The organism is Streptomyces sp. SP18CS02, from assembly GCF_036322365.1.
In the GTDB taxonomy this organism is placed as follows: domain Bacteria; phylum Actinomycetota; class Actinomycetes; order Streptomycetales; family Streptomycetaceae; genus Streptomyces.
Genome location: NZ_JAQYXC010000303.1, coordinates 199,633 through 223,280 on the forward strand (window position 1 = coordinate 199,633; position 23,648 = coordinate 223,280).

The following is a 23,648-nucleotide window of genomic DNA, read 5'->3' on the forward strand; positions in this document are numbered from 1 at the left end:
CGCCGAGGAGGGCCGAGTGGCCCGGGGCTCACTCCGCCGGGTCGATCCCCGCCCGCAGCAGGCCGTAGGTGTACGCGTCCTCCAGCGCCTGCCAGGAGGCGGCGATGACGTTCTCGCCGACGCCCACGGTGGCCCAGTCGGCGTCGCCGTCGCTGGTGGTGATCAGCACACGGGTGGTGGACTCGGTGCCGTGGCGTCCTTCGAGGATGCGGACCTTGTAGTCGACCAGCTCGAACTTGGCGAGCTGCGGGTAGATCCGCTCCAGGCCCGCGAGCAGCGCCCGGTCGAGGGCGTTGACCGGACCGTTGCCCTCGGCCGTGGCGACGATGCGCTCGCCCTTGGCCCACAGCTTCACGGTCGCCTCGTTGGCGTGCGTGCCGTCGGGGCGGTCCTCGACGATGGCCCGCCAGGACTCGACGCGGAAGTAGCGGCGGGCGCGGCCCTCGGCCTCCTCGCGCAGCAGCAGTTCGAAGGAGGCGTCGGCGGCCTCGTAGGTGTAGCCCCGGAGCTCGCGTTCCTTGACGCGCTCGACGACCCGGCCGACCAGCTCGCGATCGCCGCCGAGGTCGATGCCGAGCTCCTTGCCCTTGAGCTCGATGGAGGCGCGGCCCGCCATGTCGGAGACCAGCATCCGCATGGTGTTGCCGACCCGCTCGGGGTCGATGTGCTGGTAGAGGTCCGGGTCGACCTTGATCGCGGAGGCGTGCAGACCGGCCTTGTGGGCGAAGGCGGAGACGCCGACGTACGGCTGGTGCGTGGAGGGGGTCAGGTTGACCACCTCGGCGATGGCGTGCGAGATCCGGGTCATCTCGGCCAGCGCGCCGTCGGGCAGGACCCGCCGGCCGTACTTGAGCTCCAGCGCGGCGACGACCGGGAAGAGGTTGGCGTTGCCGACGCGCTCGCCGTAGCCGTTGGCGGTGCACTGGACGTGGGTGGCGCCCGCGTCGACGGCGGCGAGGGTGTTGGCGACGGCGCAGCCGGTGTCGTCCTGGGCGTGGATGCCCAGGCGGGCGCCGGTGTCGGCGAGCACGGTGGAGACCACGGCCTGCACCTGGGCGGGGAGCATGCCGCCGTTGGTGTCGCAGAGGATGACGACGTCGGCGCCCGCCTCGTATGCGGTGCGGACGACGGACTTGGCGTACTGCGGGTCGGCCTTGTAGCCGTCGAAGAAGTGCTCGCAGTCGACGAAGACCCGGCGGCCCTGGTCGCGCAGGTAGGAGACGGTGTCGGCGACCATCGCGAGGTTCTCGTCGAGGGTGGTGCGCAGGGCCAGCTCGACATGACGGTCGTGCGACTTGGCGACCAGCGTGATCACCGGGGCGCCGGAGTCGAGGAGCGCCTTGACCTGCGGGTCCTCGGCCGCCTTGGCGCCGGGCCTGCGGGTGGCGCCGAAGGCGACCAGCTGCGCGTGCCGGAAGCGGATCTCCTGCCGGGCGCGGGCGAAGAACTCGGTGTCGCGCGGGTTGGCTCCGGGCCAGCCGCCCTCGATGAAGCCCACGCCGAAGTCGTCCAGGTGCCGGGCGATGGTCAGCTTGTCTGCGACGGTGAGATTGATGCCCTCACGCTGCGCTCCGTCGCGCAGCGTGGTGTCGAAGACGTGAAAGCTGTCGTCGACATGAAGACTGTCGTCGGTCTCCGTGGTCATGGCTGTGTTGGCTCCTGTCGGATGTGGCTCCGGAACGTCTGGATCCACTTGCCCCCATCTTCGCGCGCCTCCGTCCCGCCCCGGGGTGGGGGGCCGGAAAACGAAAAAACCTCTCGCGGGTGCGAGAGGTCTGCGCGCGGGTCTGGGGCACGGTGTCCACTGGTGCGGAGGGTCTTGCCGCGATCAGTGGTCACTGCGGACCGGCGCGCTGCTGCCCATAATCATGGTGGTAGCAAGCACGGTGGCAGTCTGCCACAGACGGGTTTGCCCGGGCAGACGGGTCTCACGATGCGGTCCTCGGGTTCCACCCATCGGTCCACCCGGCACCCCCGGCCCGACCCGGCCCCGCCCGGCCCCGGGCCCTCGCTCGGCGGTCAGGGCGCCCGGGCGGTCAGGGCGGTCAGGGCGGTCAGGGCAGCAGGGACTCCGCGAGGAACTCCCCTACGTGGTCGAGGACCTGCGCCCGGCCGGTGCCCGGTATCCCGACCGCGACGTGGACGCTGAAGCCGTCGAGCAGGGCCCGCAGCCTGGCCGCCTGCCGATCGGGGTCCAGGGGGCGCAGCTCGCCGCGCGAGACGCCCTCGGCGAGCAGGGCGACCAGATCCCGGTGCCAGGCGCCCTCGATGGCCGCCTGGCGGGCGCGGGCGTCCTCGTCGGCGTTCTGCGAGCGGTTCCACACCTCCAGCCAGAGCGTCCAGTGCGGGTCGCGGGGGCCGTCGGGCACGTACAGGTCGACGTACGCCATGAGCCGCTCGCGCACCGGGGCCTGCCGGGACAGCAGCGCGCCGCGCTCGGCGCCGAGCCGGCCCTCGCTCCACTCCAGGGTCCGCAGCAGCAGCTCGTCCTTGGTGTGGAAGTAGTACAGGAGGTGTCCGCTGCTCATGCCGACCTGGCGGCCGAGTCCGGCCATGGTCAGCCCGTCGAGCCCGCGCTCGGCGATGGTCTCCATCGCGGCGGCGAGCACCTCCTCGCGGGGCGGGGCGTGCCGTCGCCGTGCGGCGGGGGTCATCCGGCACTCCCCCGGCGCACCGGCGCCTGGGGCGACGGCGGGACCGGCTCGGTCGGGCGGTGGCGGCGGAACCCGCGGAGCAGTACGTTCACCCGTACGTTCTACCCGATCGGCCCCGGAAGGCCCGCGTCCGTCGGACCGTCGGGGCCGGCCATCCGCTCGCGGACCGCGCGCACCCGGTCCGGCGGGAGGTCCACGGGGCCCGGGACCGGCATGTCCGGGCCGAACGCCCCCTCGATGACCGTGGCGACGTCCTCCTCGGTCAGCCGCTCCCGCAGGATCACCAGGAGCGCCGGGTACTCGTCGTCCCCGGCGACGCCCATGAAGGTCTCACGCAGCAGGCGCACGACGCCGACGAGGTCCGGGCGCAGCCGCATCCAGGCGCGGCTCGTGCGGATCTCCTGGGCGACGTGGTCCATGAACCAGGTCATGACGTCGTACGGGATGTGCCGGTGCCCGGCGTCCGGGCCGAAGCAGACCGTGGGTTCCCGCTCCGGGTCCTCGTCCGGGACGATCGCGAGGGCGACCGTCTTCCGGTCGGCCGTCACGTCCAGTTCCAGGTACCAGGCGTCGTCCGGCACGGCGTACATGATCCGGATCGCGTAGTGGCCGCCGTCGTGTTCGATCAAGGGCATGGCCGCAGGCTGTCACAGCCTTGGCCATGGCCTCGAACGGGTTTCACACCTTCGGCTGCTGCTGGGTGATGCAGTGGATGCCGCCGCCGCCCGCGAAGATCGCGCGTGCGTCGACCAGGGTGACCGTGCGGTCCGGGAAGAGGCGGCGGAAGATCCCGGCGGCGATCTCGTCGCGCGGGTCGTCGAACGCGCACAGCACGACGCCGCCGTTGCAGAGGTAGTGGTTGATGTAGGAGTAGTCGGCCCACTCCCCGTCCTGGGTCAGGACGGTCGGGGCGGGGACCTCGACGACCTTCAGCCGGCGGCCCCTGGCGTCCGTGCTGGAGCGCAGGAGTTCCACGTTCGCCCTGCAGAGCTCGTGGTCCGGATGGGCCGGGTCGGGCTGGGTGTGGGCCACGACGACACCGGGGGCGGCGAAGGCGGCGACGATGTCGACGTGACCCCGGGTGCCGTACAGCCCGTAGTCGCCGGTCAGACCGCGCGGCAGCCAGATCGCCTTCGTGGTGCCCAGGCGGGCGTGGATCTCGGCCTCCACCTCCTGACGGCTCCAGTGCGGGTTGCGCCCGGGGCCGAGCTGGACCGTGTCGGTCAGCAGGACCGTGCCCTCGCCGTCGACGTGGAGGGCGCCTCCCTCGTTGACGAGCGGGGAGGAGTGCACGGGGGTGCCCGCGAGGTCCGCCACATGCCGGGCGATCTTGGAGTCGTGCTCCCAGCGGGCCCAGTCGGCCTCGCCCCAGCCGTTGAACACCCAGTCGACGGCGGCCAGCCGGCGGCCGTCCGTGACGAAGGTGGGGCCGATGTCGCGCATCCACGCGTCGTCCAGGTCCCGCTCGACCAGGTCGATGTCCGGCCCCAGCAGCGCGCGGGCCGAGTCGGCCGAACCGGGTCCGACGACCATCGTGACCGGCTCGAAGCGGCGTACGGCACGGGCCACCGAGGCCCAGGCCCGGCGGGCCTCGGCGAGCTCCCGCTCGTCGGTGAAGGTGGGATTGGCGCCGGGCCAGGCCATCCAGGTGCGCTCGTGCGGAGCCCATTCGGCGGGCATGCGGAACATCGCGGCGTCCTTCACGGGGAGGTACCTCACAGGAAGTAGAGGCGGTTGAGGGAGACGGAGTCGGCGGGTTCCGAGCGGACCGGGTCGCCGTCGAGCGTGACCAGTCCGGTGCGGCCGTCGACGCCGACCTGTCCGGTACGGGAGTTGAGGAGCAGGTCGGCCGGGCCGATGCCGCGCGTGCCGCGCACGGCGACGCGGCGGCGGCGGGTCGGCATCAGGTCGGCCCCGGTCTGCGCCGCGGCAGCGGAGACGAAGGCCACCGAGATGTCGGCGGCGGTGGCGCCGAACGCGCCGAACTGCGGTCCCAGTACCAGCGGTTCGCAGGTGTCGGTGGCCGCGTTGGGGTCGCCCACGACCCCGTACGCAGGGAAACCCGACTTCAGGACGAGCTGCGGCTTGGCGCCGAAAAACTCGGGCCGCCACAGCACGATGTCGGCGAGCTTGCCCACCTCGATCGAGCCGATCTCGTGCGAGAGGCCGTGGGCGATGGCCGGGTTGATGGTGAGCTTGGCCATGTACCGCAGGACGCGGGCGTTGTCGTCGCCGTCCCCGTCGCCCTCCAGCGGGCCCCGTTCGGCCTTCATCTTCGCGGCCATGGCGAAGGTCCGGCGTACGGTCTCGCCGGCCCTTCCCATGCCCTGCGCGTCCGAGGACGTGATGCCGATCGCGCCCAGGTCGTGCAGGACGTCCTCGGCGCCCATCGTGCCCGCCCTGATCCGGTCGCGCGCCATGGCCGCGTCGCCCGGGAGGTCGGTCTTCAGGTCATGGACGGAGACGATCATCCCGTAGTGCTCGGCGACCGCGTCCCGCCCGAACGGCAGGGTGGGGTTGGTGGAGGAGCCGATGACGTTCGGCACGCCCGCCATCTTGAGCACGTTGGGGACGTGGCCGCCACCGCAGCCCTCGATGTGGAAGGCGTGGATGGTGCGGCCCTCCAGCACCTTGAGGGTGTCCTCCACCGACAGGCACTCGTTCAGGCCGTCGCTGTGCAGGGCGACCTGCACGTCGTGCTCCTCGGCGACCCGCAGGGCCGTGTCCAGCGCCCGGGTGTGCGCGCCCATGTCCTCGTGGACCTTGAAACCGGACGCGCCGCCCTCGGCGAGCGCCTCCACCAGCGGGGCGGCGTCGGAGGAGGAACCCCGGGCCAGGAAGCCGATGTTGACCGGCCAGGCGTCGAAGGCCCCGAAGGCGTGGCGCAGGGCCCAGGGCGAGTTGACGCCGACGCCCCACACCGGTCCGAACTCCTGGCCGATGATCGTGGTGACACCGGAGGCCAGTGACGCCTCCATGATGCGCGGCGACAGCAGATGGACATGGGTGTCGACGGCCCCGGCCGTGGCGATCAGCCCTTCGCCGGACACGATGCTCGTCCCCGTGCCGACGACGACGTCCACCCCGTCGAGGGTGTCCGGATTACCGGCGCGCCCGATGGCGTGGATGCGGCCCTCTCGGATGCCGACGGACACCTTGCGGATCCCCTGCACGGCGTCGATGACCAGGACGTTGCTGATCACGACGTCGCAGGTGTCGCGCACGGCGGCGGCCTTCAGGTGCAGTCCGTCGCGGGCCGTCTTGCCGAACCCGGCGAGGAACTCGTCCCCCGGCTTCTGCGCGTCGGACTCCACCCGGACGGTCAGCCCGGAGTCCCCGAGCCGGACGCGGTCGCCCCGCCTCGGGCCGTGCACCGACGCGTACTCGTACGGGTTCATCATGCGTCCTCCGCTCCCAGGTAGCCGCAGGCCGCCGCCCTGCGCAGGGCCTCGTCCCGGACACCCGGCGCGTCCAGGGGGCCGTCGACCAGGCCCGCGAAGCCGATGGCGACGCGGTCGCCGCCGATGGGCACGAGCCCGACGTCGGCCGCGTCGCCCGGGCCGAAGCGCACGGACGAGCCGGCCGGTACGCACAGCCGCATCCCGTAGGCGGCGGCGCGGTCGAAGCGCAGGCGCGGGTTCGCCTCGAAGAAGTGGAAGTGCGAGGTGACGCTGATCGGTACGGCGGCGGTGTTGCGCACGGTGAGGGTGAGCACCGGTTCCGGCTCCGCGCAGCCGGGGCCCGGCAGCAGCGCGCCGGGGGCCTCCTCGCCGCGGCTTCCACCGCCGATCGGGTCGGTGACGACCGCCAGCCGGGAACCGTCGTCGAAGACGGCCTCCACGTGCACCTCGGTCACGACGTCCGCGACGCCCGGCAGGACGTCGTCCGGCCCGAGCACCGAACGGGCCGCCGCTATGGCGTCGGCGAGCCGCCGTCCGTCACGGGCCGCCTCGCAGACGGTGTCCGCGATGAGGGCGGTCGCCTCGGGGACATTGAGCCGCAGTCCACGGGCCCGGCGGGCACGGGCGAGCTCGGCGGCGCCGAAGAGCAGCAGCCGGTCGCGTTCCGTGGGGGTAAGTCGCACGTCACCACACCTCCTGTTTGAACGCCACTCTAAAAGGAGGACGCGCCTGAGGGAAGGACCGACGGGGCGTCGGATGCAGGTCACATCGAATGCTGCTCGAAGACCCGACGGGCCAGCCGACGCCTCGCTGCTCCCGGCCCCTCCGTCACGTCCAGGCCCTTGGTCACATCCACGCCCTGCGCCGGGCCTGCGGCCGGCCCGGGCCCGGACATGGCGAAGGGGCGGGATGGTGGTCACCATCCCGCCCCTGTCCGCACGGTGCCCGAGGGCTGTCGTGGGCCGCCCGAGGGCTCAGCCCAGCTGGTGCGTCCAGCCGTGGACGTCCTCCGACGCGCCGGTCTGGATGTCCAGCAGCGCCTTGCGCAGCTGGAGCGTCACCCTGCCCGGCTGCCCGTCAGCCTGGATCCAGTCGCCGCCCTCGGACTTCACGGAGCCGACCGGCGTGATGACCGCCGCGGTGCCGCACGCGAACACCTCGGTCAGGGTGCCGTTCTCGCTGTCGCGCTTCCAGTCCTCGGTGGAGATCCGGCCCTCCCGCGACTCGTAGCCCAGGTCGCGGGCGAGCCGGAGCAGCGAGTCACGGGTGATGCCGGCCAGCAGGGACCCGGTGAGCTCGGGGGTCACGATGCGGTCCCCGTACACGAAGTACAGGTTCATGCCGCCCATCTCCTCGACCCACCGGTGCTCCAGCGCGTCGAGCCAGACGACCTGGTCGCAGCCCTTCTCCGCGGCCTCGGCCTGGGCGAGCAGGGAGGCCGCGTAGTTGCCGCCGGTCTTGGCGAAGCCCATGCCGCCGGGGACGGCGCGGACGTAGTTCTCGGAGAGCCAGACGGAGACCGGCTTGACGCCGCCCTGGAAGTACGCGCCGGCGGGCGAGGCGATGACGATGAAGAGGTACTCGTTGGCCGGCTTCACGCCGAGCCCGACCTCATTGGCGATCATGAACGGGCGCAGGTACAGGGACTCCTCGCCGCCGTGCGGCGGAACCCACGCCACATCCTGCCGGACCAGCGCGTCGCACGCGGCGATGAAGGTCTCGACCGGCAGCTCCGGCATCGCCAGACGGCGGGCGGAGGTACGGAAACGCTCGGCGTTGGCCTCGGGGCGGAAGGTGGCGACCGAGCCGTCGGGGCGGCGGTACGCCTTCAGGCCCTCGAAGATCTCCTGCGCGTAGTGCAGGGTCATGTTGGCCGGGTCCATGGACAGCGGCGCGTACGGGGTGAGCTGTGCGTCGTGCCAGCCCCGCCCCTCCGTCCACTTGATCGTCACCATGTGGTCGGTGAAGTGGCGGCCGAATCCGGGGTTGGCCAGGATCGCCTCCCGCTCCGCGTCGGACAGCGGAGTGGAGGAGGGCTTGAGCTCGATCGGGAGCGTCGTCATGGGTGCTGTGTCCTTCACCGGTTGTTTGTGACGGACCGCGCTCACGCCGCTACTACTGCTAGGACGTCCGAGCTTTCCCGCATGCCGCGGCCCCACGTTCGATTATCGCGCGCGGGAGCGGGTGCGTGGAACAGCGTGACCGCGGTCCAGGGGTCGATGGTGGCACCCGGTGGCCGCCAACGAGAAGCCGCCGGGTGCGGATGCGACCCGGCGGCTGTGTCTGGAACGACTTCCAGTCGACGGGTCAGCTCGCTACTCGTACGGCGAGCGCGTCGCCGATCTCGTCCGTCGTACGGGCGGAGCCGTCGCGCTCGGCGAGGTCGGCGGCGGCCGCCTCCTCGATCCGGCCGGCTTCGGCCTCGTACCCCAGATGGCGCAGCAGCAGCGCCACGGAGAGGATCGTCGCGGTCGGGTCGGCCTTGCCCTGGCCCGCGATGTCGGGCGCGGAACCGTGGACGGGCTCGAACATCGACGGGAACTCGCCCGTCGGGTTGATGTTGCCCGACGCGGCCAGGCCGATGCCGCCGGTCACGGCAGCGGCGAGGTCGGTGAGGATGTCACCGAAGAGGTTGTCGGTGACGATGACGTCGAAGCGCTCGGGCTGCGTGACGAAGAAGATCGTCGCGGCGTCGACGTGCAGATAGTCGGTGGTGACCTCGGGGTACTCCTGGCCGACCTTGTCGAAGATGTTCTTCCACATGTGGCCGGCGTAGACGAGGACGTTGTTCTTGTGGACCAGCGTCAGCTTCTTGCGCGGCCGGGCCTGGGCCCGCTCGTAGGCGTCACGCACGACGCGCTCGACGCCGTACGCCGTGTTGAGGCTGACCTCGGTGGCGACCTCGGCGGGCGTGCCGGTGCGCAGCGAGCCGCCGTTGCCGGTGTACGGGCCCTCGGTGCCCTCGCGGACGACCACGAAGTCGATGTCGGGGCGGCCGGCCAGCGGGGAGGCGGTGTTCGGGAAGAGCTTCGAGGGGCGCAGGTTGACGAAGTGGTCGAACGCGAAGCGCAGCTTGAGCAGGAGGCCCCGCTCCAGCACGCCGGACGGTACCGACGGGTCGCCGATCGCGCCGAGCAGGATGGCGTCGTGGCCCTTGAGGGCTTCGAGCTCCGCGTCGGGAAGGGTCTCCCCGGTGCGGTGCCAGCGCTGGGCGCCGAGGTCGTACTCCTTGGTCTCCAGCTTCACATCCTGTGGAAGGACCGCGCGGAGGACCTTGAGGCCCTGGGCCACGACTTCCTGGCCGATGCCGTCACCGGGGATCACTGCGAGATTGATGCTGCGAGACATGTCGGCACCCTACTGCGCGTCCCATGGAATGACACACGCAGTCCATCATGTGGACGGACGTGTTGCGCGCCCGCCGGGGCGGACAGCGCGCCCCGCCGCGACCCGGACGGCCGGCGGCGGTCCCCCCGCGGATCCTGGCGGGGGGTGTAAGGCGGCGGCTCGTGCGGCGGGACGTGCGAGGCCGTGCGGCAGGGGGCGACGCGCCCGCTGGTACCGGCGGGCGCGTCGGCGGACCGGGAACGGGACACCCCCGCGGAGGCGGGCCCCCGGCGGGGCCGGGTCAGTGACCTGTGGATCCCCCGTTGTCCCTGCGGTCGAGGGCCCTCTGCAGGGCGGCGGCGGCGTTCTTGCGCTCGGCCTCGCCGGGGCGGGCGGCGGAGTGGCGGACGCGACGGACGGTCTCAGCGGCCATGATGATCGACTCCTTGAGATCAGACAGGTGATTTCGAGGCGCCGGAAGGGGCGGGGAGCGCCGCCGCAGGGGTTACCTGCCTCGGGCACTGCGCTCACGGCCGCCATTCGCTGGATGGAGCGAGACGTTCGGCTCATTCCAAGCTAAAGGCTGGACCCGCTCCTGTCTCCACCATTACTCGGACTTCCTACTATCTGAGACGGCACCGCGCACCGAACCGCTCCGACCTGGGGAAACGCACCGAGGGCCGGCCACCGGGGGCTCCCCGGACGGAGCAATCCCGGGCTGGGCACGGCTGGGCACGGCCAAGGAGCGGAGCTCCGTGGACCGCCGGAACGCCCGGACCGCCACGCACCGCCGCGCATGGTCGGCATGGTCGCCGCCGCCATTGGCATGGTCACCGCCGTCGGCATGGCCAGCCAGATCGGAGCGCCATACAGATCGCCCACCGACCTAGATTGCATTCCTACCTAGCTAGTGGTGGAATACAGCCATGGCCGCAGACCGCAGATCCAGCTGGCTCAAGGGCGTCCTTGACCTCCTCGTCCTCTCCTGTCTCACCGAAGGTGAGAGCTACGGGTACGAGATCTCCAAAGCCATGGCCGCCGGAGGGCTCGGCGAGATCAAGGGCGGCACGCTCTATCCCGTGCTCAACCGGCTGGAGGAAGCCGGCCTGGTGGTCGGGGAGTTCAGGGCCGCCGAGCGCGGCCCGGGCCGCCGGTACTACCGGCTCACCGACGACGGCCGCGCGCACCTCGCCGCGGAGAGCGACGCCTGGCTCGACTTCCACACCGCCGTGAAGACCATGCTGCACCCAGGGGGAACGACACGATGACCGACAGCGCCTACTTCGACGAGCTGTCCGCCGCGCTGCGCCGGGCGGGCGTGGCCGAGGAGCAGACGGCCGCCACCGTCGCCGATCTCACCGGCTATCTGGCCGAGAGCGGCACCACGGCCGTGGAGGAGTTCGGCCCGGCCCGCGAGTTCGCCGCGCAGCTCGCGGGCGGTGCCACCGGTCCGGCGGCGGGCCCGGCCGAGAAGGCCGAGACCTGGACGTGGACGGCCGACATCTTCAACGACACCGCGATGCTGGCCGTCCACGGCGACCAGGGCTGGGAGGTGGAACGGCTCGACGCGGTCGGCCGGTTCGTCTGCCGCCGGGTGCCGGGCGCCGCCCTGCGCTGGGAGTACCGCCGCGAGGCACTGCCGCGGGGCAGGCGCTCCCCCGTGGTCGGGCAACTGGCGCCCGAGGGCTGGGAGCTGTGCGGCGAATGGTTCTTCTACGGGTACTTCAAGCGGCCGAAGGCCGCCGACGCGGGCCCGGCGGCGAGCCTCACCACCCTGCCCGAGACGCCCGCGCGCACCTGGTTCCTGAGCGGGCGGGGCTGGGCGGCGCTCGCCGTATGGGCGGTGAGCGTCATCGTGCTGACGGTCGGCTACTTCTCGCACGTCTTCGACATGCCCGCGTACGCGATCGCCGCCGTCCTGGTGGCCGGCGCGGGGGGCGCCCTGTACGGCGCCCGGCGGGACGCGGCACGGACCGGCGCCGGGCGTCCGACGTCCGTCCGTGGCGGCGGACGGCGCGCCTGACCGGCGCGTCCGGAACAGGGCGTTCAGGGCAGGTCGTCCACAGCGGGATGTCCTGACCGGCGCGCCCGGACCGGGGCGTTCAGAGCGGGGCGTTCAGAGCACGTCGCCGTCGCGCCAGTCGAAGAGCAGCGCGGTGGCGTCAGCGGCGGGCAGGGGCCGGCCGGCGGCAGGGCGGAGGTAGGTGGAGTCCTCCTCGTCCGGCAGGTGCGCCACGCCCTCGGGGCCGTACGCCTCGATGCGGCCGTTCCACAACTGCCAGCCGCGCGCCCGGTAGAGCTCGGCGCCCTCGTCGGAGGCCGACAGGGCACCGAAGGCGTACGCCCCGTCGATGACCTCCTCCAGCGCCGCCATCACGCGACCGCCCAGGCCCTGCCTGCGCCGGTCGGCCCGTACGGCGACGGCCTCCACATAGCCGACGCGGTACGAACGGCCCGAGTGCACCACCCGTCGCATGATCACGCTGCCGTGGGCGGCGATCCCGTCCTCGTCCTCGATCCAGGCGTGGACGCCGCCGAGCCCGTGGTCCCAGTCCTCGTCGCTGAAGTCCCCTTCGAACGCGGCGTCCAGCAGCGCGCGTATCGCGTCGAGCGTGGTGGACGTCAACGCGAAGGTGTGGGCGGTGCGCAACGGCTCAGTCATGCCCTCCACTCTCGCAGGCCCCCCGGGCAGCCGGACGACGGTTGCCGGGGGGCGGCGAGAAGGGGGCGGGAAACCGGCCACACGAGGGCGGGCCCGCGTCGGCGGACGGCGAGGGCGGGCGCGGCGCCGTCCGGCCGCCGGCCGGGCGGCGCCCGCCGTCAGGGGTCAGAGCCTGCCGCCGCTGAGGCGGGAGAGCGGGCCGCGCTGGCGCAGCCCCACCCGGCGGCCCAGGGCGTAGGAGCTCGCCACGGCGGTGGCGACGCCCGCGCCCGCTCCGGCCACGATGACCTTGCGGGCCTTCACCAGCGTCCAGACGACCCCCACCTTCCCGACGGTGCGGTCGGCCGCCGTGGCGGCGGTCCGCTGTACGGTCCGGGCCGCGGTCCTGGCCTTGTCGGCGGTCACCCCGCCGATCCCGCGGGCGGACTCGGCGGCGTCCTGCGCCGTGTCCCGCGCGGCGGTCTGCGCCCGCTGCGCCCGCTCCTTGGTCGTCGTCCTTGCTTGCGTCGTCTTCTTGGTCTCAGCCATGGGATGCGTGTATCCGGCGAAGGACGCGTGAAACTGACCGTCACTCACCTCCTCTTCGTATACGGCGTTCGCCGCTCCCGGAACAGGGCCGGCGCCCGACCGGACGGAGCCGCGGCGGGCCGCCGCACGGGGCGACGGCCCGCCGGGCCCCCCGTTTTCTGGGCCGGCGCACGGGCATCCGGCTACGGGAGGATCGACATGACCGTACGGAGCAAGGCACGGGGGAAGACGGGCAGAACCACCCTGGAGGCCGCGGGCCGCTGGGGATTCGCCGCCCTGGGAGTGATCTACCTGCTCATCGGGGTGCTGGCCCTGCGGATCGCCTTCGGCCAGGGCGGCCGCCAGGCCGACCGCGGCGGTGCCCTCTCGGAGGTCGCCGCGCGGCCCCTGGGCTCCGCGCTGCTGTGGGCCGTGGGCATCGGGCTCGCCGGGATGGCCCTGTGGCGGCTCTCCGAGGCCGTGTGGGGCACCAAGACGTCGCACCGGCTGCTGTCGGCCGGCCGGACCGTCTTCTACGCCGTCGTCGCGTACTCGGCGCTCGCCTTCGCGGCGGGCGACCGGCAGGAGCGGGGCGGCGGGGCCAGCGACCGCCAGTCCCAGGACATCACCGCCAAGGTGCTGGAGATGCCCGCAGGGCAGTGGATCGTCGCCGCCGCCGGGGTGGCGATCGCCGTGACCGGCGTGGTGAACGCCGTACGGGCGGCCCGGCGCACCTACCGCTCACACATGAGGCTGGGCCGGATGCCCGAGTGGGCCCGCCGCGCCGTGGACGTGACCGGGGTCGGCGGGGGCGTCGCGCGCGGACTGGTCTTCGTCGCCGCCGGCGTGTTCGTGGTGCGGGCGGCCGTGGAGTACCGGCCGAGCGAGGCCAAGGGAGTGGACGACACCCTGCGTTCGTTCGCCGAGACCCCGGCCGGCCCCTGGCTCCTGGTCGTCATCGCGCTCGGTCTGGCGATGTACGGACTGTTCCTGTTCGCCGTCGCCCGCTGGCGCCGGGTGTGAGCGGTCCCCCGCGGCACGGGCGGCCGGCCCGGTCGGCCGCCGGCTCAGTCGGCGACGTCTGCCACCGGCGGCACGGTGCCGGCGGCCAGCGCCTCGGCCACGCCGTCGTACAGGGGCAGGACGGAGTCCAGCCCGGTGAGATCGAAGAGGCGCCGCATGAACTCCGAGGGGGCCGCGATGCGCAGCCTCTCCCCCAGGTCGGTGTAGGCGCGCAGGATGACGTTCACCATCGTGGAGTCGGCGAAGGCGAGACCCGAGAGGTCGAGCACGAGACGGCCGGACCCGTCGGCGGCCTCCCGCAGCAAGTCGTCGAGGGGGCCGACGTTCTCGAGGTCGGCCTCTCCGGAGACAGCGACGACACGCACCCCCGACTCATCGTCTTCAGTGATCCGCAAGGTCTGGTCAGCAGGGTGGGTTGGGCGCACGGGCCCACGATAAAACCGACTGTTGTCGTTTGACAACATTCTCCCTATGGCAACAGTCTTTCCCTGATCATGTCGCTACGACGTGCTTCGGAGGCGGACCGCCAGGGGGGAAGTTGAGCGGGAAATGAAGCTAGGCGCTGTCGGCCACCGAGTGGCCGCCGCGGGCGTCGCACCCGCCCTCCGCCTCCTGCGCGGCCCGGGCGGCGGCGGCGAAGGCGATCAGGCCCTCGGACAGGGCGCTCACCGCCCCGGGGTCCATCCTGACCAGTACGGCCGCCACTTCGCGCGCCCTCGCCTGGCGCAGCTCGCCCAGAACCGCACGGCCGCGCCTGGTCAGCCGCAGCTGCACCTCACGACGGCTCGTCGGACTCGGCTCCCGGGTGACCAGGCCCATCGCCTCAAGCCGGTCGCACAGCCGGCTGACGGACGAGTTGCGGGAACCCAGTGCGTCACTCAGCGTGCGCAGGTTCGCCCCGTTGTGTCGTTCCAGGACGAGCAGGGCACGCAGCTGCGACGGTGAGACCGGACCCGCGGACGCCCCTTCCTGACCTCGCCCCAGCAGTACCTCCAGGAGCTCCGTGGCCGCGCACACGTCTGCCGCCACTTGGTCGTGGGGAGGTGGCGTACTGATGAACCGGGGCACCGATCCACTCTGTCACCCAGCGGCGCCCTTTGTCAGCCCGCGATCCCAGGCACCCTCAGAGGAAGGCCCGCAACCACAGTGATCCCGATGCAGGATCTCGAGAAGTCCCTGCGCGCGGCGCCCCCGCACGCGCTGGTCGACGTCGTCCGGGAACGGCTCGTCGCCGGTCTCGGCGCCACCGACGTGGTGCTGGTACTCGCGGACTACAGCCTCACGATGCTCCAGCCCGTGGACGCCGTCAGCCCCTCCGCACGCTCGCTGCCGCTGCACGACAGCAGCGAGGGGCGCGCCTTCGGCAGCCAGGAGCCGCGGACGGAGGCGGGCCCGGGCGGCGAGATCGCCCACCACCTGCCGGTCACCGTGCGCGGCGAGCGGCTCGGGGTGCTCACGGTCCGGCTGCCGGGGGACCGCTCGACGGCCGAGACGGTCGTGGAGCTCGCCCACATCGCGGCGCTGCTGGGGCACGAGATCCTGGTGGCGGAACGGGACACCGACTTCTACCAGCGGGCCCGCCGCGTCACCCGTCTGACCCTGGCCGCCGAGATGCAGTGGCAGCTGCTGCCCGGGCGGTCCTACGCCCAGCCCGAGTTCGAGATCGGCGCCCAGCTGGAGCCGGCCTACGCGATCCACGGCGACAACTTCGACTGGTCGTCGGACGCCTCCACGCTCACCCTCGCGGTCACCAACGGGATGAGCGAGGGCACCGAGGCGTCCCTGCTGACCAGCCTCACGGTCAACGCGCTGCGCAACGCGCGCAGGGCCGGCATCGGCATCGCCGACCAGGCGGCACTGGCCGACCAGGCGGTGTACGCCCAGCACCGGGGCGCCCTGTACGTCTCGACCCTGCTCATGCGCTTCGACCTGCGGACGGGCCTGGCGTGCGCGGTCGACGCCGGCTCGCCCCAGCTGTGGCGAAGACGCGGCAGAAGCGTGGAACGCGTCCCGCTCGACGCGCAGCTCCCGCTGGGCATGTTCGAGGAGTCCGACTACCGCGCCCAGGAGATCGACGTACGGCCGGGCGACCGGCTGCTGGTGGCGAGCGACGGCGTCTACGAGGCGGCGTCCCCGCAGGGCGAGGCCTACGGCGTACGGGCGCTGGCGCGCGCGATCCAGTCCACCAGCCTGCTGCCGGCCGCCTCGGTACCCGGGGCCGTCCTGCGGGAACTGGCCGCGCACCGGGGATCCGAGACGTCCGACGACGCCCTGGTGATCTGCCTGGACTGGCACGGCCCACAGGAGAAGACGGCCTCCTGAGAGACGGCGCGGCGGGTCACGCCGCCCGGTCCCGCACGGCCGCGGGGCGGCGGGTCACGCCTCCGGGTCCAGGGCGAAGTCGGCCCTGACCCGCTTGCCGACCGGCACGTTCTCCACGGTGACCCGGTCGCTCACGGCGTGGACGATCTCCATCCCGTGGCCGCCGACGCGCCCGGGGTCGCGGCCGTGCCGCACGGGCGTGGCGCAGCTGCTGTCGTAGACCGTGACGCTCAGCCACTTCGCGCAGCCCTCCAGTTCGAGGAAGTACGGCCCGAAGCTGTGCCGGTCGGCGTTGGTCACCAGCTCGCTGACGACCAGCCGGACGTCCTGGGCCGTGCGGGCCGGCAGAACGGCGAGCCACTCGGCGGTGAGCTGCTGGAGGAACGTGTCGGCCAGGTCCCGGGCCGCCGCGATGGACCCGGGCTCGCCGGTGTACTGCGCGGCTCGCAGAAGGGTCTGGGACGGCCGGAGAAACCGGACGGCGTGCTCGTCGGTGCTCATATCAGCGGTCATGTGCTCCTGCCCCCGGAAAGCGGCCCTCGGGCCGGTCCACTTCGGACCGGCGTCTACCCCGTGTTCCGCGAAGCATTCCACCCTCTCTTCCGACTCTTCACACACCCGGCGTTACGGTGAGGGCATTGCTTACCCGCCGACGACGGAGGATCGTTGCCGGAGGTCCGCAATGACGTCGGAAGTCCGAGAGGGTGAAAGGGGTTCGTGCCACCGGCACGGTATCCCACCGTTTGAGGCAAGCACCGAAGAACGCCGAAGCGCGTGACGTGAACGACGCGAACCTGGACGGCATGCTCCTCCATGCCTCCCCGCACCCGGCCGTCGTCGCCGACGAGGACGGTGTCGTACGGCTGGCGAACGACTCCGCGGGCCGGCTGTTCCCCGGGCTGAGGCCGGGGGCGCGGCTGCGCGGGCCCGGACGCGAGTGGCTGGCCGACGCACACGGGCGGGGCATGGCCGAGGCGGCCGGCGCGTGCGGGGACCGGTACTACACGGCGACCGGCGCCCGCTCCCGCCAGGGGCGCCTCATGACCTGGTGGCTGCGGGACGACACCGAGCAGCTGGCCGCCCGGACCGCCCTGAGCTCGGAGCGCGAGCGCACCTCCTTCCTGGTCGAGGCGTCCAACCAGCTGCTCTCCTCCCTCAACGCCCGCAAGTGCATGGCGACCACCGCACGGCTGGCGGCCCGCCATCTCGCCGACGCGGCGCTGGTCATCGGCCCCAACGACCGGCGGCGGCTGCTGATGTCCCGCGCCGGGGCCGACGGAACGGTGACCCATGAGGTCCTCGGCGGCGAGACGGCCGAGGTGCCCGGGCTCGCCGAGGCCCTGCAGGGCTTCCCGCCCGTGCCCTCCCGGTGGATCGACCCGGCCGGCGCCCCGTCCTGGGTCCGGCCGGAGGGCTTCGGCGACATCGGCTCGATGGTCGTCACGCCGCTCCCGGGCAACGGGGTCCCGGCGGGCGCCCTGATCCTGCTGCGCCGCGCGGGCGGCACGTCCTTCACCGAGTCCGAAGAGGTCTTCGCCCGTATCTTCGCCGCCCGCGCGGGTGCGGCGATCTCCGCGGCCCTGCTGTACGCCGAGCAGTCCTCCGTCGCCGACATGCTCATGCGCGACCTGCTGCCGCCGCGCCTGGAGCAGGTCGACGGCGTCGAGCTGGCGGGCGGCTACCGCACCTCCGGGGACGACCAGCGGATCGGCGGGGACTTCTACGACGTCCACCCGGCGGGCGAGCCGGGCGGCACCACCCAGATCGTGCTCGGCGACGTCTGCGGCAAGGGCCTGGAGGCGGCGGTCCTGACCGGCAAGATCCGCAACACCCTGCAGGCGCTGCGGCTGGTCGAACCGGAGCACGAACGGATGCTGCAGCTCCTGAACGGTGCCCTCCTGTCGTCGCACCACACCCGGTACGCCACCCTCGTGCTGGCCTCGGTCAGCCGCGGCGCGCACGGGGCCGACCTCCGGCTCACCAGCGCCGGCCACCCGCCGCCGCTGATCGTCCGCTCCGACGGCCGGGTGGAGACCGCGCGGACCGGCGGCACCCTCGTCGGCGCGCTGCCCGAGGTGACCGCCCGCACCTTCCGCACCTCGCTCCAGCCGGGCGAGGTCTGCCTGCTCTACTCGGACGGCATCACCGAGGCGAGGGGCGGCCCGTTCGGCGGGGAACTGTTCGGCGAGGAGCGGCTGGCGGCGGCCCTGGCCGAGTGCGCCGGCATGCCCGCCGAGGCGGTGGTCGAGCGGATCCAGATGCTGGCCGGCGAGTGGGTCGGGCAGGGGCGCCACGACGACATGGCCCTGGTCGCCATCACCACGCCCCGCCGCAACCACCTGAGCGCCGTGGGCGGCCACGGACCGGGCCGGTTCACCGCATGAGCGCGAGGGACGAGGCCGTGCGGCGCCTGTGGGAGGCGGCCACCGGCGGGGACGAGCGGGGAGCGGTCCGCACGGTGCGGGAGGCGCTCGACGCGGGCATGGGCCCCGAGGAGGTGCTGCTCGACGTGATCGCGGCGGTGCAGCGGCGGGTCGGCGAGGAGTGGGCGGCCAACCGCCTCTCGGTGGCGGACGAGCACGCGGCGACCGCGATCGACGAACGGGCGGTGGCCGCCGTATGCCTGCACCCGGCCGCCCGCACCCAGGTCACCCGTGGGCGGATCACCGTCGCCTGCGTGGACGGCGAGTGGCACGCCCTGCCCGCCCGGCTGCTGACCGAGGTGCTGCGGCTGCGCGGGTGGCAGGTGGACCATCTGGGCGCCCAGGTGCCCGGACCCCATCTGGTCAAGCAGGTGCACCGCGGCGGACCGGACGCGGTGGCGCTCTCCGGGTCGCTGGTGACCCGGCTGCCGGCCGCGCACGCGGCGATCACCGCCTGCCAGGCCGCGGGCGTGCCGGTCCTGGTGGGCGGTGCCGCCTTCGGGGCGGACGACCGGACGGCCCGTCGGCTGGGCGCCGACGCCTGGGCCGCCGACGCGCGCGGGGCGGCGGACCTGCTGGCCGCCGGGCTGCCCGCGCCGTCCCCTCTGCGGGTGGCGCGGGACGCGCTGCCGCATCTGGCCGACCAGGAGTACACCCTCGTCGCCCGGGCCAGGCCCCAGCTGGTCCGGGACGCGATCGGCGACCTGGCCGGGGTCTTCCCGCCCTTCGCGGAGTACGACGAGCGCCGGCGCGAGCACACCGCCGAGGACGTGGCCCACGTCGTCGAACACCTGTCGTGCGCGCTGTACATGGACGACCGGGAGATGTTCCTGGGGTTCGTCCGCTGGACCGCGGGGATACTGGAGAACCGCGGTGTGCCCGCGTACGCGCTCGCCGTGGTGCTGCGGCTGCTGGCCGGGTACCTGCGCGACTTCCCCAGGGCGACGGCGCTGCTGGACGGCGCCCGCGCGCACCTGGACCGCTCCTTGTCGACCGCCGCACAGGAAAACACGCGATGACCTACGAAGAACCCCAGCCGCTGGAGCTGCTCGCCACGGACCGAGGGCCGGACGTCGTCGAGATCCGGATCTCCGGTGATCTGGACTACGAGACGGCCGACGACCTCGTGCGCGCGGTCGACGAGGTCCTCGCGGCCCGCCCGGACGTGCGGGAACTGGCCCTGCACTGCGGTGGTGCGGGCATGTGCGACTCGATGGGGCTTTCGGCGCTGCTCATGGTGAAGCGCCGGACGCTGGCGCAGGGGGTGCGCCTCAGGCTCGTGGAACGGCCTCCGGCGCTGACCCGGCTGCTGGGGCTGACCGGTACCGACGTGTATCTCGGCGACGACCGCGCGGCGGCGCCCGAAGAGGGCCGTCAGCCGTCGTCGGGCGACACGCTCCCCGGCTGAGCCCGCCGCCCGGCCGGGGCCCGGCGGTGACGCGGGTGCGCGCCGCCGCCGGACACCGCGGGTGTCAGTACACACTCACCCCGTACGCGCTCAGCGCCTCCTTCACCGGCTGGTGGATGGCCGAGCCGCTGGTGCCCGTGCAGCCGGAGCTGCCGGAGTGGATGCCGAGGGCGACCGATCCCGCGAAGTGGGCGCCGCCGCTGTCACCGCCGGAGGAGCAGGCGGTCGTACGGACCATTCCGTAGACGGGCCCGTCGCTGTAGTTCACCGTGACGTTCACGGCGGTCACCGTGCCGCTGGTCACCTTGGTGGTGGAGCCGCTCTTCTTGATGGCCTGGCCGACGACGGCGTCGGCGGCCGAGGCGATGTCCTGGAAACCGCCGTTGTAGAGGTCCACGCTCCCGGCCGGCGCGGAGCCGTCGGTGTAGCGGACGATGCCGTAGTCGTTGGTCGGGAAGCTGGTGCCCTCCCGGACGCCGATGACGGGGCCGCCGGAGGTGGCGGACCAGTCGGCGGCGGCGTTGGTGCAGTGGCCCGCGGTGACGAAGTAGCGCGTCGTGCCCTTGGAGACGTTGAAGGCGGAGGAGCAGCGGAAGCCGCCGCCGTAGATGGCGCCGCCACCCGCCACCTCGCGGTGGAAGGTGCCGGGCACCCGGGTGACGCGTACGGCCCCGTCCAGCGAGGCGGCGACCGCGTTCAGCCGCGCCAGGTCGCGGGCCGGGACCGACCGGTCGGCCTCGACGGCGATCTGGTTGGTGCGCGGGTCCAGGCCCCAGGAGGTGCCGGGGATCTTGGCGCGGGCCTCCAGGGCCGCCATGGCCGCGTCGAGCTGCGCCGCGCCGCGCTCGACCCGCTCGGGGGTCGCCCCGGCCGCGCGGACGCGCTCGGCGGCGGAATCGGAGGTGACGGTGACGATCAGCCTGCCGGTGGCGGCGTCGAGATAGGTACCGGCGCTGTCGGCACCGAGCTGCCGCTCGACGGCGGAGTCGAGGGCGTGGATGCCGACGGGATCCGCCGCTCCGGCCGGGGTGGCGCCGAGGCCGAGGGAAGCGGCGACGAGCAGGGCGGACAGACCTGTACGCGCACGGAGGGTGCGTCTCATGTCAGGGGGCTCCTTCGTCGGTGACGCGTGGGGACGTACCGACGAATGAATTTGACATGTACACCACCTACACCACTTGAGCACAAGGGCGCCTGTGAGAACCGCCCCCGTCCGGCGTGGGGGCCGGAGGGGGGCGGTGTCCGAGGGGCCCGCGGGCCCGGGGGCGTCAGCCCATGTGCGGGTAGCCGTACTCGGTCGGCGGAACCAGCGTCTCCTTGATGGCGCGGGTCAGCGTCCAGCGCATCAGGTTCTGCGGCGCACCGGCCTTGTCGTTGGTGCCCGAGGCGCGGCCGCCGCCGAAGGGCTGCTGGCCGACGACGGCGCCGGTCGACTTGTCGTTGATGTAGAAGTTGCCCGCGGCGTACCGCAGCTTCTCCATCGTGTACGCGGCGGCGGCGCGGTCGCCCGCGATGACCGAGCCGGTCAGCGCGTACGCCGACACCGACTCCATCTGCTCCAGCATCGCGTCGTACTGGTCGTCCTCGTAGACGTGCACCGCGAGGAACGGGCCGAAGTACTCGGTGGTGAAGACCTCGTTGGCCGGGTCGGAGCACTCGACGACCGTCGGGCGGACGAAGTAGCCGACCGAGTCGTCGTAGCTGCCGCCGGCGACGATCTCGCAGGTCGGGTCTTCCTTCGCGCGGTCGATCGCGGCCTTGTTCTTGGCGAAGGAACGCTCGTCGATGACGGCGCCCATGAAGTTCGTCAGGTCGGTGACGTCACCCATCGTGATGCCGTCGACCTCGGCCGCGAACTCCTCCTTGAAGCCGGAGTTCCAGATGGACGCGGGGATGTACGCACGCGAGGACGCGGAGCACTTCTGGCCCTGGAACTCGAAGGAGCCGCGGGTCAGCGCGGTCTTCAGCACGGCGCGGTCGGCGCTCGGGTGCGCGACGACGAAGTCCTTGCCGCCCGTCTCGCCCACGATGCGGGGGTAGGAGCGGTACTTCTCGATGTTGTTGCCGACCGTCTTCCACAGGTGCTGGAAGGTCTTGGTCGAGCCGGTGAAGTGGATGCCGGCCAGGTCCGGGTGGTTCAGCGCCACCTCGGAGACGGCGATGCCGTCACCGGTCACCAGGTTGATGACGCCCTTCGGCAGGCCGGCCTCCTCCAGCAGCTCCATGAGCAGCACGGCGGCGTGGGTCTGGGTCGGGGACGGCTTCCAGACCACCACGTTGCCCATGAGGGCCGGGGCGGTGGGCAGGTTGCCCGCGATGGCCGTGAAGTTGAAGGGCGTGATCGCGTAGACGAAGCCCTCCAGCGGACGGTGGTCGAGGCGGTTCCACACACCCGGGGAGTTGGCCGGCGGCTGCTCGGCGAGCAGGTCGCGGGCGTACTTCACGTTGAAGCGCCAGAAGTCGACGAGCTCGCAGGGGGTGTCGATCTCGGCCTGCTGGGCGGTCTTGGACTGGCCGAGCATGGTGGAGGCCGCGAGCGTCTCGCGCCAGGGGCCGGCCAGCAGCTCGGCGGCGCGCAGGATGATCGCCGCGCGGTCGTCGAAGGACATCGCGCGCCACGCCGGAGCGGCGGCGAGGGCCGCGTCGATCGCGTCCTGGGCGTCGTCCTGGGTGGCCGCGGCGAAGGTGCCGATGACGGCCTTGTGGTTGTGCGGCTGCACGACGTCGAAGCGCTCACCGCCACCCATGCGCTTGACGCCGTTGATGGTCATCGGGAGGTCGATGGGGTTCTCGGCCAGCTCCTTGAGCTTGGCCTCCAGACGGGCACGCTCGGGGGACCCGGGGGCGTAACCGTGCACCGGCTCGTTGACCGGGGCGGGGACCTGGGTGACAGCGTCCATGAGTTCCTTGACTCCTTTGTGAGGGGTGGAAGGGCTCGGCCCTTGGGTCAGTTCTTGGTGATCATCGAGCGCACGAAGAACAGCAGGTTGGCCGGCTTCTCGGCGAGGCGCCGCATGAAGTAGCCGTACCAGTCGGTGCCGTACGCGGTGTAGACGCGCATACGGTGGCCCTCGGCCGCGAGCCGGATCTGCTCGTCGGCCCGGATCCCGTACAGCATCTGGAACTCGTACTCGTCCAGTTTGCGCCCGGCACGGCGGGCGAGCTCCTGTCCGATGGCGATGAGTCGCGGATCGTGGGACCCGATCATCGGGTACCCCTCGCCCTCCATCAGGATCTTCAGGATGCGGACGTACGCCTTGTCGATCTCGGCCTTGTCCTGGATCGCGACGGAGGCGGGCTCCTTGTAGGCGCCCTTCACGATCCGCACCCGGCTGCCGTCGGCGGCGAGGCGCCGGGCGTCGTCCTCGGTGCGGAAGAGGTACGCCTGGATCACACAGCCGGTCTGCGGGAAGTCCTTGCGCAGCTCCTCGTGGATGGCGAACATCGAGTCGAGGGTGGTGTGGTCCTCCGCGTCCAGAGTGACCGTGGTGCCGATCGCGGCGGCGGCCTCGACGACCGGGCGGACGTTGGCGAGCGCCAGCTCGTGGCCGTTCTCCAGCGCCTGGCCGAACATCGACAGCTTGACCGACATCTCGGCCTTGGCGCCGTGACCCAGGTCCTTGAGGCGGTCGATCAGCTCCAGGTAGGCGTCCCGCGCGGCCGTGGCCTGCTCGGGCGTGGTGATGTCCTCGCCCACCACGTCCAGGGTGACCTCCAGGCCCTTTCCGACGGTCTGCTCGACGATCGGAATGACCCGCTGGACGGTCTCACCGGCGATGAAGCGGTCGACGACCTGCTTGGTGCCCGGCGCGGCAGAGACGAAACGGCGCATCTTGTCGCTGCGCGACGCGGCGAGGATCACGGGACCCAGCACGGGGCACCTCCACGGAACAGGGATTGAGAGGGGGCCGGAACCGACAT

Annotated in this window: 24 protein-coding genes; 7 read left to right on the top strand and 17 right to left on the bottom strand. The window is 72.5% G+C overall.

Features of this window, described 5'->3' with window-relative positions; translation table 11 throughout:
* Positions 1-28 precede the first annotated feature (28 nt).
* The 9 genes from cimA to PUR26_RS31930 form a co-directional block, all read right to left on the bottom strand.
* The gene (gene cimA, locus PUR26_RS31890; RefSeq protein ID WP_329877881.1) at positions 29-1,645 is read right to left on the bottom strand and encodes a citramalate synthase; all 1,617 of its coding nucleotides are present in this window, start codon (positions 1,643-1,645) and stop codon (positions 29-31) included.
* 409 nt (positions 1,646-2,054) lie between these two features.
* Positions 2,055-2,654, bottom strand: coding sequence for a TetR/AcrR family transcriptional regulator (locus PUR26_RS31895; RefSeq protein ID WP_329877883.1), 600 nt, complete (start codon positions 2,652-2,654; stop codon positions 2,055-2,057).
* A 101-nt stretch (positions 2,655-2,755) separates the two neighbouring features.
* Positions 2,756-3,289, bottom strand: coding sequence for a hypothetical protein (locus tag PUR26_RS31900; protein ID WP_329877885.1), 534 nt, complete (start codon positions 3,287-3,289; stop codon positions 2,756-2,758).
* 43 nt (positions 3,290-3,332) lie between these two features.
* Complete coding sequence (locus PUR26_RS31905) at positions 3,333-4,343, bottom strand: agmatine deiminase family protein (protein ID WP_329877887.1); 1,011 nt, start codon at positions 4,341-4,343, stop codon at positions 3,333-3,335.
* 26 nt (positions 4,344-4,369) lie between these two features.
* Positions 4,370-6,052 (bottom strand): urease subunit alpha, encoded by a 1,683-nt coding sequence (locus PUR26_RS31910; protein ID WP_329878568.1) that lies wholly within the window; start codon positions 6,050-6,052, stop codon positions 4,370-4,372.
* Complete coding sequence (gene ureA, locus PUR26_RS31915; RefSeq protein ID WP_329877888.1) at positions 6,052-6,738, bottom strand: urease subunit gamma; 687 nt, start codon at positions 6,736-6,738, stop codon at positions 6,052-6,054. Before ureA ends, PUR26_RS31910 begins: the two co-directional genes overlap by 1 nt.
* A 291-nt stretch (positions 6,739-7,029) precedes the next feature.
* The gene (locus tag PUR26_RS31920; RefSeq protein ID WP_329877890.1) at positions 7,030-8,118 is read right to left on the bottom strand and encodes a branched-chain amino acid aminotransferase; all 1,089 of its coding nucleotides are present in this window, start codon (positions 8,116-8,118) and stop codon (positions 7,030-7,032) included.
* A gap of 244 nt (positions 8,119-8,362) precedes the next feature.
* Positions 8,363-9,403 carry a 3-isopropylmalate dehydrogenase gene (locus tag PUR26_RS31925; RefSeq protein WP_329877892.1) on the bottom strand — a complete coding sequence of 347 codons (1,041 nt, stop codon included), beginning with the start codon at positions 9,401-9,403 and terminating at the stop codon, positions 8,363-8,365.
* 280 nt (positions 9,404-9,683) lie between these two features.
* Positions 9,684-9,815, bottom strand: coding sequence for a hypothetical protein (locus PUR26_RS31930; protein ID WP_329877894.1), 132 nt, complete (start codon positions 9,813-9,815; stop codon positions 9,684-9,686).
* Positions 9,816-10,308: 493 nt separating this feature from the next.
* Here PUR26_RS31930 and PUR26_RS31935 point away from each other — a divergent pair, with 493 nt between their 5' ends.
* Entirely contained in the window at positions 10,309-10,650 is a 342-nt protein-coding gene (locus PUR26_RS31935; RefSeq protein ID WP_329877896.1) for a PadR family transcriptional regulator, read from the top strand.
* Positions 10,647-11,405 carry a hypothetical protein gene (locus PUR26_RS31940; protein ID WP_329877898.1) on the top strand — a complete coding sequence of 253 codons (759 nt, stop codon included), beginning with the start codon at positions 10,647-10,649 and terminating at the stop codon, positions 11,403-11,405. Before PUR26_RS31935 ends, PUR26_RS31940 begins: the two co-directional genes overlap by 4 nt.
* Before the next feature lie 93 nt (positions 11,406-11,498).
* Here the strand turns inward: PUR26_RS31940 and PUR26_RS31945 are convergent, their stop codons facing one another.
* The gene (locus tag PUR26_RS31945) at positions 11,499-12,044 is read right to left on the bottom strand and encodes a GNAT family N-acetyltransferase (protein ID WP_329877900.1); all 546 of its coding nucleotides are present in this window, start codon (positions 12,042-12,044) and stop codon (positions 11,499-11,501) included.
* A gap of 165 nt (positions 12,045-12,209) precedes the next feature.
* A complete protein-coding gene (locus tag PUR26_RS31950) occupies positions 12,210-12,572 on the bottom strand; it encodes a hypothetical protein (protein ID WP_329877902.1) in 363 nt (120 codons plus the stop codon).
* A gap of 198 nt (positions 12,573-12,770) precedes the next feature.
* On the opposite strand from PUR26_RS31950, the gene PUR26_RS31955 reads away from it, so the two are divergent.
* Complete coding sequence (locus PUR26_RS31955) at positions 12,771-13,574, top strand: DUF1206 domain-containing protein (protein WP_329877904.1); 804 nt, start codon at positions 12,771-12,773, stop codon at positions 13,572-13,574.
* A 44-nt stretch (positions 13,575-13,618) separates the two neighbouring features.
* Here the strand turns inward: PUR26_RS31955 and PUR26_RS31960 are convergent, their stop codons facing one another.
* Complete coding sequence (locus tag PUR26_RS31960) at positions 13,619-14,038, bottom strand: STAS domain-containing protein (protein ID WP_329877906.1); 420 nt, start codon at positions 14,036-14,038, stop codon at positions 13,619-13,621.
* A gap of 91 nt (positions 14,039-14,129) precedes the next feature.
* Positions 14,130-14,642: a MarR family transcriptional regulator gene (locus PUR26_RS31965; RefSeq protein WP_443077238.1), complete on the bottom strand. Its 513-nt coding sequence runs from the start codon at positions 14,640-14,642 to the stop codon at positions 14,130-14,132.
* Positions 14,643-14,729: 87 nt separating this feature from the next.
* Here PUR26_RS31965 and PUR26_RS31970 point away from each other — a divergent pair, with 87 nt between their 5' ends.
* Positions 14,730-15,896, top strand: coding sequence for a PP2C family protein-serine/threonine phosphatase (locus tag PUR26_RS31970; RefSeq protein ID WP_329877910.1), 1,167 nt, complete (start codon positions 14,730-14,732; stop codon positions 15,894-15,896).
* Positions 15,897-15,950: 54 nt separating this feature from the next.
* Here the strand turns inward: PUR26_RS31970 and PUR26_RS31975 are convergent, their stop codons facing one another.
* Complete coding sequence (locus PUR26_RS31975; protein WP_329877912.1) at positions 15,951-16,409, bottom strand: ATP-binding protein; 459 nt, start codon at positions 16,407-16,409, stop codon at positions 15,951-15,953.
* Positions 16,410-16,699: 290 nt separating this feature from the next.
* Between PUR26_RS31975 and PUR26_RS31980 the strand changes: the two genes are divergently transcribed.
* The 3 genes from PUR26_RS31980 to PUR26_RS31990 are packed head-to-tail and all read left to right on the top strand — an operon-like array spanning position 16,700 to position 19,727.
* On the top strand, positions 16,700-18,280 hold the full coding sequence (locus PUR26_RS31980; RefSeq protein ID WP_329878570.1) for a PP2C family protein-serine/threonine phosphatase: 1,581 nt from the start codon (positions 16,700-16,702) through the stop codon (positions 18,278-18,280).
* Positions 18,277-19,338 (top strand): cobalamin B12-binding domain-containing protein, encoded by a 1,062-nt coding sequence (locus tag PUR26_RS31985; RefSeq protein WP_329877914.1) that lies wholly within the window; start codon positions 18,277-18,279, stop codon positions 19,336-19,338. The genes PUR26_RS31980 and PUR26_RS31985 overlap by 4 nt, the downstream gene beginning before the upstream one ends.
* Positions 19,335-19,727, top strand: a complete 393-nt coding sequence (locus tag PUR26_RS31990) for an STAS domain-containing protein (RefSeq protein WP_329877916.1) — start codon at positions 19,335-19,337, stop codon at positions 19,725-19,727. Before PUR26_RS31985 ends, PUR26_RS31990 begins: the two co-directional genes overlap by 4 nt.
* Before the next feature lie 64 nt (positions 19,728-19,791).
* On the opposite strand, the gene PUR26_RS31995 is transcribed toward PUR26_RS31990, so the two are convergent.
* The 3 genes from PUR26_RS31995 to PUR26_RS32005 all read right to left on the bottom strand — a co-directional run bounded on the left by PUR26_RS31995 (position 19,792) and on the right by PUR26_RS32005 (position 23,601).
* A complete protein-coding gene (locus PUR26_RS31995; RefSeq protein ID WP_329877918.1) occupies positions 19,792-20,829 on the bottom strand; it encodes a S1 family peptidase in 1,038 nt (345 codons plus the stop codon).
* 166 nt (positions 20,830-20,995) lie between these two features.
* On the bottom strand, positions 20,996-22,627 hold the full coding sequence (gene pruA, locus PUR26_RS32000) for an L-glutamate gamma-semialdehyde dehydrogenase (protein WP_329877920.1): 1,632 nt from the start codon (positions 22,625-22,627) through the stop codon (positions 20,996-20,998).
* A gap of 47 nt (positions 22,628-22,674) precedes the next feature.
* Complete coding sequence (locus tag PUR26_RS32005; protein ID WP_329877922.1) at positions 22,675-23,601, bottom strand: proline dehydrogenase family protein; 927 nt, start codon at positions 23,599-23,601, stop codon at positions 22,675-22,677.
* Positions 23,602-23,648 lie beyond the last annotated feature (47 nt).

Excerpts from the sequence above, each read along its gene's own strand:
- PUR26_RS31955 (WP_329877904.1), top strand. The coding sequence starts at position 12,771 with ATGACCGTACGGAGCAAGGCACGGGGGAAGACGGGCAGAACCACCCTG.
- PUR26_RS31950 (WP_329877902.1), bottom strand. The coding sequence starts at position 12,572 with ATGGCTGAGACCAAGAAGACGACGCAAGCAAGGACGACGACCAAGGAG.
- PUR26_RS31980 (WP_329878570.1), top strand. The coding sequence starts at position 16,700 with ATGCTCCTCCATGCCTCCCCGCACCCGGCCGTCGTCGCCGACGAGGAC.
- PUR26_RS31985 (WP_329877914.1), top strand. The coding sequence starts at position 18,277 with ATGAGCGCGAGGGACGAGGCCGTGCGGCGCCTGTGGGAGGCGGCCACC.
- PUR26_RS31930 (WP_329877894.1), bottom strand. The coding sequence starts at position 9,815 with ATGGCCGCTGAGACCGTCCGTCGCGTCCGCCACTCCGCCGCCCGCCCC.
- PUR26_RS31995 (WP_329877918.1), bottom strand. The coding sequence starts at position 20,829 with ATGAGACGCACCCTCCGTGCGCGTACAGGTCTGTCCGCCCTGCTCGTC.
- PUR26_RS31895 (WP_329877883.1), bottom strand. The coding sequence starts at position 2,654 with ATGACCCCCGCCGCACGGCGACGGCACGCCCCGCCCCGCGAGGAGGTG.
- PUR26_RS31920 (WP_329877890.1), bottom strand. The coding sequence starts at position 8,118 with ATGACGACGCTCCCGATCGAGCTCAAGCCCTCCTCCACTCCGCTGTCC.
- PUR26_RS31960 (WP_329877906.1), bottom strand. The coding sequence starts at position 14,038 with ATGTTGTCAAACGACAACAGTCGGTTTTATCGTGGGCCCGTGCGCCCA.
- PUR26_RS31940 (WP_329877898.1), top strand. The coding sequence starts at position 10,647 with ATGACCGACAGCGCCTACTTCGACGAGCTGTCCGCCGCGCTGCGCCGG.
- PUR26_RS31970 (WP_329877910.1), top strand. The coding sequence starts at position 14,730 with ATGCAGGATCTCGAGAAGTCCCTGCGCGCGGCGCCCCCGCACGCGCTG.
- cimA (WP_329877881.1), bottom strand. The coding sequence starts at position 1,645 with ATGACCACGGAGACCGACGACAGTCTTCATGTCGACGACAGCTTTCAC.
- PUR26_RS31910 (WP_329878568.1), bottom strand. The coding sequence starts at position 6,052 with ATGAACCCGTACGAGTACGCGTCGGTGCACGGCCCGAGGCGGGGCGAC.
- PUR26_RS31990 (WP_329877916.1), top strand. The coding sequence starts at position 19,335 with ATGACCTACGAAGAACCCCAGCCGCTGGAGCTGCTCGCCACGGACCGA.
- PUR26_RS31935 (WP_329877896.1), top strand. The coding sequence starts at position 10,309 with ATGGCCGCAGACCGCAGATCCAGCTGGCTCAAGGGCGTCCTTGACCTC.
- PUR26_RS31925 (WP_329877892.1), bottom strand. The coding sequence starts at position 9,403 with ATGTCTCGCAGCATCAATCTCGCAGTGATCCCCGGTGACGGCATCGGC.
- PUR26_RS31900 (WP_329877885.1), bottom strand. The coding sequence starts at position 3,289 with ATGCCCTTGATCGAACACGACGGCGGCCACTACGCGATCCGGATCATG.
- pruA (WP_329877920.1), bottom strand. The coding sequence starts at position 22,627 with ATGGACGCTGTCACCCAGGTCCCCGCCCCGGTCAACGAGCCGGTGCAC.
- PUR26_RS31945 (WP_329877900.1), bottom strand. The coding sequence starts at position 12,044 with ATGACTGAGCCGTTGCGCACCGCCCACACCTTCGCGTTGACGTCCACC.
- PUR26_RS31905 (WP_329877887.1), bottom strand. The coding sequence starts at position 4,343 with ATGTTCCGCATGCCCGCCGAATGGGCTCCGCACGAGCGCACCTGGATG.
- PUR26_RS31975 (WP_329877912.1), bottom strand. The coding sequence starts at position 16,409 with ATGACCGCTGATATGAGCACCGACGAGCACGCCGTCCGGTTTCTCCGG.